Here is a 7,735-nt window from a genome sequence, read left to right as displayed (position 1 = left end):
GGGCAACCTGACACGGTAAGTGCTGTCGCAGAACCAGGAACCAGAATCCCCTGCCTTTAGGCAGGGGAGTATGTCAATTGTGAGATAATGGTAAAGCTGCGCTTTCTGTGCAGCCTCTGGTTCTAATCAGTTCTATCTGGCCAATTAGGGGATAGTATGCTGCACACACTATCTGGCCAATTAGGGGATAGGTCTCCAGCTCTGATCGGGATCCACTGTATCCTGGAGCTTTACGACTGCCCGGCCAAACTTTTGGATGATGCCTCTCTGGTGCAACAGGCTTTGCGGGAGGCAGCGAGACGCTCCAACTCCACCTTTTTGGGAGAGCTGTGCCATCCATTTGAGCCGCAGGGGATTACAGCCCTCGCTCTTTTGGGGGAATCCCACATCTCCATTCACACCTGGCCCGAAGCGGGCTACGCGGCGGTGGATGTGTTCACCTGTGGTCGCCACACCCGACCGGAAGCGGCCTGTGAATATCTGATCGACGTGTTTCAGGCGCGACGATATTCCCTGCGCAAGGTGCCCCGCCGCACCGCGCAACCGACACTCCTGGAAGAGGCCCCAGACTCGGCTGAGGTGCTCACCTGTGAAGCGAGCCGACGAAGGCGCTGAGATCCTCGCCAATCGCAGCTTTTTCCAAACTGTCATGGGGGCCATCTGTAGGCTGGGTGGGATCCGATTCACCCCAGAGGTCAGTCTATGTTGCTGGAAAAAGCTGTAGCGAGGTGCTTATGAGCAGCCCGAGAAGTTTCTTCTGGGTTCAGGAGTACTTTACCCCTTGGGACTACACCGCCCGTGCCGTCACGCGCATCTTGGCCTACCGAAAAACCCCTTTCCAGGAGATGCTGATCGCCGAGACGGGGGCCTTCGGCAAGGGTCTGATGCTGGATGGGCATTGGCAATCCACTACCGTGGATGAGTTTCTGTACCACGAGGCTTTGGTTCATCCGGCTATGGTGCAGGTTGTCCAAGCGGGCGGGATCCCCCGGCGGGTACTGGTGTTGGGGGGGGCAGAAGGGGCAACGCTGCGGGAGGTGCTGCGTTGGCGCTCGGTGGAGCAGGTGGTGATGGTGGACATCGATGGGGAGGTGGTGGCAGCCTGCCGAGAGCACCTGCCGGAAATGCACCAGGGATCCTTTGAAGATCCGCGGGTGGAGGTGGTGATTGCCGATGCCTTGGATTTTCTCCAAGAAACAGGCCCCATTTGGGATGTGATCCTTTCCGATCTCTCCGATCCCATTGAGTCCGGCCCTGCCTATCGCCTCTTCACCCAGGAGTTTTTCCGCCAGATTCGCTCCAAGTTGCAGCCCGATGGGGCTTTCACCATCCAAGCCGGGCCGACGGGTCCGGTTGAGCTTCATCAACACACCCGCATTGTTCGCACCCTGAAAACGGTGTTTGCCGCTGTGCAGCCCTACGCCATCTATGCCCCCACCTACGGTGGCCCGCTGGGTTTTGCCCTGGCAGCTCAGGATCCCATCTCCCCCAGGCCAGAACCGGAGCAGATCGACCAGATTCTGAGCCAACAGTTGGATCCCGAGCGAGGGGCACTGCAATTCATCGATGGCATCACCCTTCTGGGCCTCTACCAAGTCCCAGCTCACCTGCGCCGTGCCATTGCCGCCGAGACCACGGTTTATACCCTGGACAACCCGCCTCGCATTGAATGAGGAGCCATGCAGCGCTCAAAGGGATCCCAGGAGAGTTTGTCTTTGGTGCCATAACTTGGTAGATTCGTGAGCAGCCGAATTTTGCTTCCCTGATGAAAGTCCTGGTTATTGGTGGTGACGGATACTGTGGCTGGGCGACAGCCCTGCACCTATCCAACAGGGGTTATGAGGTGGCCATTCTCGATTCCTACGTCCGCCGCCTCTGGGATCTGCAACTGGGGGTTTCTACCCTGACCCCAATTGCCCAGCTAGAGCAACGGGTGGATTGCTGGAAGGGGCTAACCGGCAAGGACATTCCCATCTTTGTCTGCGACGTTACCAACTACGAAGCCCTGATCTCCTGCATGCGCCGCTTCCCGCCGGAGGCCATTGTTCACTTTGGCGAGCAGCGCTCTGCCCCTTACTCGATGATCAGCCGCGAGCATGCGGTGATGACCCAGGTGAACAACGTGGTGGGCACCTTGAACATCCTCTACGCCATCAAGGAGGAATTTCCCGATTGCCACCTGGTGAAGCTGGGCACCATGGGCGAGTACGGCACCCCCAACATCGACATCGAGGAGGGGTACCTCACCATCGAGCACAATGGCCGCAAGGATACCCTGCCCTACCCCAAGCAGCCGGGATCCATGTATCACCTCTCCAAAGTACACGACAGCCACAACATCCACTTCGCCTGCCGCGTCTGGGGCCTGCGGGCCACCGACCTCAACCAAGGGGTGGTATACGGCGTGCTCACAGAAGAAACCGGCATGGACGAGGTGCTGATCAACCGTCTCGATTACGATGGCGTATTCGGCACAGCTCTGAACCGCTTCTGCATTCAAGCGGCCGTGGGCCATCCGCTGACAGTGTATGGCAAGGGCGGCCAGACCCGCGGTTTCCTGGATATCCGCGACACGGTGCGCTGCGTGGAGCTGGCCATTGCTCACCCTGCCGAGCCGGGCCAATTCCGGGTGATGAACCAGTTCACAGAGCAATTTAGTGTTGAGCAACTGGCGTTGCTGGTGCAAAAGGCGGGAGCCACCATGGGCCTGAAGGTGGAAATCAACCACCTGGAGAACCCCCGCGTCGAGCTGGAAGAGCACTACTACAACGCCAAAAACACCAAGCTCCTAGACCTGGGCCTCCAGCCCCACTATCTGTCCGATTCCCTCTTGGATTCGCTGCTCAACTTTGCTCTCAAGTACAAGGATCGGGTGGATGTGCGGCAGATTTTACCCAAGGTGAAGTGGAAAGGTTAACTCTCCAGGCAAGCTTGGGCCAGGCTCAGCCAGCCGCGCGCCAGGTTGTCCAGGTTATAGCCGCCTTCCAAGCCGAAGAGGGTTTTGCGGGTCACCTGCTCCAGGCAAAGGCGGGCCATGCGGCCAAAGGCTTCCGGCTCTAGCTGCATACCGGCCAGGGGATCCCCTTTGGCACAGTCGAAGCCGGCGCTCACCAGCAGCAAATCCGGCTGGAACGCTTGCAAGAACGGCAAGATCTTCTCGTCGAGGGCCTTTTTGTAGGCCAACCAATCCGAGCCGGCAGGCAAAGGCACGTTGCAGAGGTTGCCGTGGATCCCGGTTTCGCGAGCGGAGCCGGTGCCGGGGTAGAGGGGAAACTGATGGATGGAGGCATAGGCCAGTTGGGGATAGCGCTCCACCACCGCCTGCGTGCCGTTGCCGTGGTGCACATCCCAATCGAAAATCGCCACCCGCTTTACCCCCGGCTGATCCAGCGCCCACAGCGCCGCAATGGCTGCGTTGCTGAATAAACAAAACCCCATTGCCCGTTCTGGCTCTGCGTGATGCCCAGGTGGACGGCACAGCACCAGCGCTGGCTGAGCGGTGGTCAAAACCGAGGCAGAGCCGGCCACCCAAGCCCCCACAGCCAGGCGCGCCGCTTCAAAACTTCTCTCCGAGAGAGCAGTGTCGGCATCAATGTGTCCCCCACCTGCTGTTGCCAACTCAGCCACCTGTTGGATGTGCTGACGCGAGTGTACTCGCTCCAGCTCTGCCAGCTCCGCCAAGGGGGGATCCCGCCATTCCAACTGGTTGGCAAAAGGGGCACCACGCAGCGCCTTAACAATGGACTGCAAGCGAGCCGGACGCTCGGGGTGAAATGGCCCAGTATCGTGGCTGAGGAAAATATCGGAATAGTAAACAGGCAACATGGGCAGAGGCAACAAGCTAAGGCAACGCCTTTGCAGTGTAGCTTAAGCCCGCCCCCTCTATCCGTAGAAGACCTCTGACATGGATCCCGCATAGGGGTCAAGGCCAAAAGAGGCTTGTTGGAGTTTTTGATTGACCACATCCCGCACTACCGACCGCAGCAATTCCAGCTCAGAGGAATTGAGTTGATCGCGGCTGGGACACTCATCGGCAGCCAGCCACATGTAGATGGCGGGGACCCGGTTTAGGATCTGCTGCATCATCGCTTCCCGCTCCCTAGCGTCATAAAACACCTGTTGATGGGGGTGCTCAGTGGAGAGGATAGTTTCCAGTTCTCCCAATGCCAGGTACTCGACGATATTAACCAACATCTTTTCCATGATGAATGTCCCTCCTAAAAATCCCTGTCGCTCTTAAAAACAGACATTAAACAAAAAACGCTGCTTCCCCATCTTCCTCCGCTGCTTTTGGCACCGGATTTTGCCTACAGGCCGACCATTTAAGCCGGTTGCAGTTAAGTCTGCCGTCGGGAAGAAGTTGCGGTTTCGTTCGTAAGATCCTCTTGTGCAGCCAATCCTTGCCTCCTCTATTCGCCTCGTTTGCCTTTCCACTTGCCGCTGAAAGCAGCCAATAGGAGCCATCAGCAGCTGGAAAATCTTTTTGCTGGTATTCAGTACCAACGAAGAATTATCAGCGTTCAAGAGAAACAAGGTAGAGCGTTTAACAAAGACTATAGAAACTCGACTGCAAAAGGCAGGAAGATCTTACTCAGCTATTTGTCATTCACTACCCTAACACGTGACTGTGTAAGAAATTGCGGGAATATTAAGAAACTTACATATTTCTTGACAATTGACTAAAACTTCTGTCTGTCAAGGAGGCCCTGGAAGGCAGTTAAAGAGTTGTAAAGAGCAACTCTTCCCTTGGCTCCAAGCTCTGAAGAACTGCCAAATCCAGGGATCCAAAACAAATAGATTTAGCCTGCTATGGGCAGATCGACTCGCTGAGCCTGGATCCAGAAAGACTCTAGGTCATAGTAGTCCCTTTCCTGTTGCATAATCACATGGACAATGAGATCGGCATAGTCGATCAGTATCCAAGAGGCCGATTCCTGCCCTTCGATGCGGCGCGGAGTTTGTTTCCACTCGTCCCAAACCTTTTCCTCAATTGCTCGGGCAATGGCGCGGACTTGCGTGAGCGAGTAGCCGCTGACCAGAAGAAAGTAATCTGCCAAAGTGGAGACTTGGGATACATCCAGCAGAACGATATCGCCACCTTTTTTCTCTTCTGCCGCGCGAGCTGCACTCAGCGCCATGCAATAGATGGGATCCCCAGCAGGGGCAGGCATGAGATGTAGCAACTAAAACCCTCCTGAAACGACTGAGTTAACCTAGGACACCGCTTTTTCTAAAGGATGTAACAAAAAATGATTCCGAGTCATGAGTGTGCGCGGATGAATCACCTGATTCCGATCTAGCAAAAATTTTAGGCTCAAGTCACATACTCCCACTACGGTTTTAGACAAATCTACAAAAGCCATCTGCCGCAACCGCTCCAATTCTGGGTTGCTGCCCCGATTCGGCTCCAGGGCATCGGCCACGAAAACCACACAACTGAGGGGATCCATGCCGGGCCGACCCAACGTGTGGTTGGCAATGGCCGCCAAGATCTCCGGATCCTGTACCTGAAACTGCTCCCGCGCCACCAGGGATCCCACCTCAGCATGCAGGATATGGGGTTCGGCCCGCTCAATCTCATCCAGCTCCCGTTCCTGAGCCACCCTTTGCAACAGTTGCTCCGGCGGGAAAGCCTTGGCCAAGTCGTGCATCAGCCCTGCCCAAGCAGCTTTCTGCTCATCCAGCCCGTAGTGGGCCGCCAGCTGTCGGGCCATCCCCTCTACCCCCAAGATATGGCGGAGGCGAGGAGGAGACACCCGCTCCTGTAGCCAGGCCAACACCTCTTCCCGCCCCAGTTGAGTGCCCATGGCCCTAATCATTTTGCAACTTCAGCACGGCCATAAACGCTTCTTGGGGCACATCCACTGTTCCCACCGCCTTCATGCGTTTTTTCCCCTCTTTTTGTTTTTCCAAAAGCTTGCGTTTGCGGGTCACATCTCCTCCGTAGCATTTGGCCAAGACGTTTTTGCGCAGGGCTGGTATGGTTTCACGAGCAATCACTTTAGAGCCAATTGCCGCCTGAATGGGCACTTCAAATTGATGGCGTGGGATCAGCTCCCGTAACTTGGCAACTAGGGAACGGCCTACATAAAAAGCTTTATCCCGATGCACAATCGTGGATAGAGAATCCACCACATCGCCGTTGATCAAAATGTCCAAACGCACCAAATCATCGGCGCGATAGCCAATCATTTGGTAGTCCATGCTGGCATAACCACGAGTGCGTGATTTCAATTGGTCGAAAAAGTCGGTGACCACTTCCGCCAGGGGCAGCTCATACACCAGCGTAGTCCGACCCTGCGCCAGATATTTCATGTCTTTAAAAGTGCCGCGTTTGGTCTCACACAGCTCCATCACGGTACCGACAAATTCCTCAGGAAGAATCACCTCTACCCTGACAATCGGCTCCTCAATGCTGGTGCGCTCGTTGGGGGGAGGCAGCTTGCTGGGATTGTCCACCCGAATCACAGAGCCGTTGTTGAGGGTAACTTGGTACACCACCGTCGGAGCTGTGATCACCAGATCGAGATTGTACTCCCGCTCTAGGCGTTCCTGAACCACCTCCATGTGCAGCAGGCCCAGAAAACCACAGCGGAAGCCGAAGCCCATGGCGCTGGAAATTTCTGGCTCAAAGTACAGGGCAGCATCGTTGAGCTTGAGCTTTTCCAGAGCCTCTTTGAGTTCGGCGTACTGATCGGAGCTGCTGGGGAACAGGCCACAAAACACCATCGGCTTGGCTTCTTTGTAGCCGGGCAGGGGCTCAGGAGCTTTGCGATTCACCAGTGTGATGGTATCCCCAACACGGGCGTGTTCCACGCTCTTGATGGCGGCGGCCATGTAGCCCACCTCGCCCGCATGTAGGGCATCCACCGGCTCTTGGTTGGGACGCATCACCCCCAGCTCGGTAATCTCGTATTCTCGGCCAGAGGCCATAAAGCAGATCTTGTCCCCCGTCTTCACCTCCCCATCCATGATGCGCACATAGACGATCACGCCGCGATAGGCGTCGTAATAGCTATCGAAAATCAAGGCCCGCAGGGGATCCGCCACTGTATCCCGTGGGGGGGGCACCCGCTGCACAATGGCCTCCAGAATCTCTTGAATGCCAATACCCACCTTGGCAGAGGCCAGGATTGCCCCGCTGCAATCAAGGCCGATCACCTGCTCAATCTCCGCAATCACCCGCTCCGGCTCGGCCCCCGGCAGGTCGATTTTGTTGATCACCGGAATAATTTCCAGGTTGTTCTCCAGGGCCAGGTAGACGTTGGCCAAGGTTTGGGCTTCCACGCCTTGAGAGGCATCCACCACCAGCAGCGCCCCTTCACAGGCGGCCAGGGAGCGGGAGACTTCGTAGGTGAAGTCCACATGCCCCGGCGTGTCGATCAGGTTCAAAACATAATCTTGGCCGTCTTGGGCACGGTAGTTCATGCGGGCCGCTTGCAGCTTGATGGTAATGCCCCGTTCCCGCTCCAGTTCCATGCTGTCCAGCAGTTGTGGCTTCATCTCGCGGGCTGAAACGGTGCCCGTTTCCTGCAGGAGGCGATCGGCGAGGGTGGATTTGCCGTGGTCGATGTGGGCGATGATGGAAAAGTTGCGAATACGGGAGACAGGAACGCCGGTCATAAAAACCTGATCAGGGCAAAGATTTTTTACAATGCTAGCCTGTCTGGCCCTCTGCCTAAGCCAAGGTTGCCCAGAAGTTGGCTGCTGAGGGGAGAAGATACAGCTCTTCTGT

The 7,735-nt window shown here is 56.4% G+C and carries 8 protein-coding genes; 3 read left to right on the top strand and 5 right to left on the bottom strand.

The annotated features are described in order from the left end of the window. The first annotated feature begins 156 nt into the window (after nucleotides 1-156). The 3 genes from speD (at nucleotide 157) to NW816_RS02930 (ending at nucleotide 2,917) form a co-directional block, all read left to right on the top strand. On the top strand, nucleotides 157-615 hold the full coding sequence (speD, locus tag NW816_RS02940) for an adenosylmethionine decarboxylase (protein WP_414342990.1): 459 nt from the start codon (nucleotides 157-159) through the stop codon (nucleotides 613-615). A 119-nt stretch (nucleotides 616-734) separates the two neighbouring features. Then, nucleotides 735-1,673 carry a fused MFS/spermidine synthase gene (locus NW816_RS02935; RefSeq protein WP_414356308.1) on the top strand — a complete coding sequence of 313 codons (939 nt, stop codon included), beginning with the start codon at nucleotides 735-737 and terminating at the stop codon, nucleotides 1,671-1,673. A gap of 92 nt (nucleotides 1,674-1,765) precedes the next feature. Next, a complete protein-coding gene (locus NW816_RS02930) occupies nucleotides 1,766-2,917 on the top strand; it encodes an NAD-dependent epimerase/dehydratase family protein (protein WP_414408184.1) in 1,152 nt (383 codons plus the stop codon). On the opposite strand, the gene NW816_RS02925 is transcribed toward NW816_RS02930, so the two are convergent. From NW816_RS02925 to lepA, 5 genes are all read right to left on the bottom strand, one after another. Then, complete coding sequence (locus NW816_RS02925; protein ID WP_011431732.1) at nucleotides 2,914-3,825, bottom strand: histone deacetylase; 912 nt, start codon at nucleotides 3,823-3,825, stop codon at nucleotides 2,914-2,916. The genes NW816_RS02930 and NW816_RS02925 overlap by 4 nt on opposite strands. Nucleotides 3,826-3,882: 57 nt before the next feature. Further along, the gene (locus NW816_RS02920) at nucleotides 3,883-4,203 is read right to left on the bottom strand and encodes a hypothetical protein (protein WP_011431733.1); all 321 of its coding nucleotides are present in this window, start codon (nucleotides 4,201-4,203) and stop codon (nucleotides 3,883-3,885) included. A gap of 596 nt (nucleotides 4,204-4,799) precedes the next feature. Continuing rightward, complete coding sequence (gene rsfS / locus NW816_RS02915) at nucleotides 4,800-5,171, bottom strand: ribosome silencing factor (RefSeq protein WP_011431734.1); 372 nt, start codon at nucleotides 5,169-5,171, stop codon at nucleotides 4,800-4,802. Nucleotides 5,172-5,213: 42 nt separating this feature from the next. After that, a complete protein-coding gene (gene yqeK, locus NW816_RS02910; protein ID WP_414408183.1) occupies nucleotides 5,214-5,807 on the bottom strand; it encodes a bis(5'-nucleosyl)-tetraphosphatase (symmetrical) YqeK in 594 nt (197 codons plus the stop codon). A gap of 4 nt (nucleotides 5,808-5,811) precedes the next feature. After that, entirely contained in the window at nucleotides 5,812-7,623 is a 1,812-nt protein-coding gene (lepA, locus tag NW816_RS02905; protein WP_414328663.1) for a translation elongation factor 4, read from the bottom strand. Nucleotides 7,624-7,735: the final 112 nt, after the last annotated feature.

The organism is Synechococcus sp. W55.1, from assembly GCF_047461655.1.
GTDB lineage: Bacteria > Cyanobacteriota > Cyanobacteriia > Thermostichales > Thermostichaceae > Thermostichus.
This window is presented reverse-complemented; position numbering and strand designations above follow the sequence as displayed.

Coding starts and splice junctions, on each gene's coding strand:
- speD (WP_414342990.1), top strand. CDS start 157: ATGCTGCACACACTATCTGGCCAATTAGGGGATAGGTCTCCAGCTCTG.
- NW816_RS02935 (WP_414356308.1), top strand. CDS start 735: ATGAGCAGCCCGAGAAGTTTCTTCTGGGTTCAGGAGTACTTTACCCCT.
- NW816_RS02930 (WP_414408184.1), top strand. CDS start 1,766: ATGAAAGTCCTGGTTATTGGTGGTGACGGATACTGTGGCTGGGCGACA.
- NW816_RS02925 (WP_011431732.1), bottom strand. CDS start 3,825: ATGTTGCCTGTTTACTATTCCGATATTTTCCTCAGCCACGATACTGGG.
- NW816_RS02920 (WP_011431733.1), bottom strand. CDS start 4,203: ATGGAAAAGATGTTGGTTAATATCGTCGAGTACCTGGCATTGGGAGAA.
- rsfS (WP_011431734.1), bottom strand. CDS start 5,171: ATGCCTGCCCCTGCTGGGGATCCCATCTATTGCATGGCGCTGAGTGCA.
- yqeK (WP_414408183.1), bottom strand. CDS start 5,807: ATGGGCACTCAACTGGGGCGGGAAGAGGTGTTGGCCTGGCTACAGGAG.
- lepA (WP_414328663.1), bottom strand. CDS start 7,623: ATGACCGGCGTTCCTGTCTCCCGTATTCGCAACTTTTCCATCATCGCC.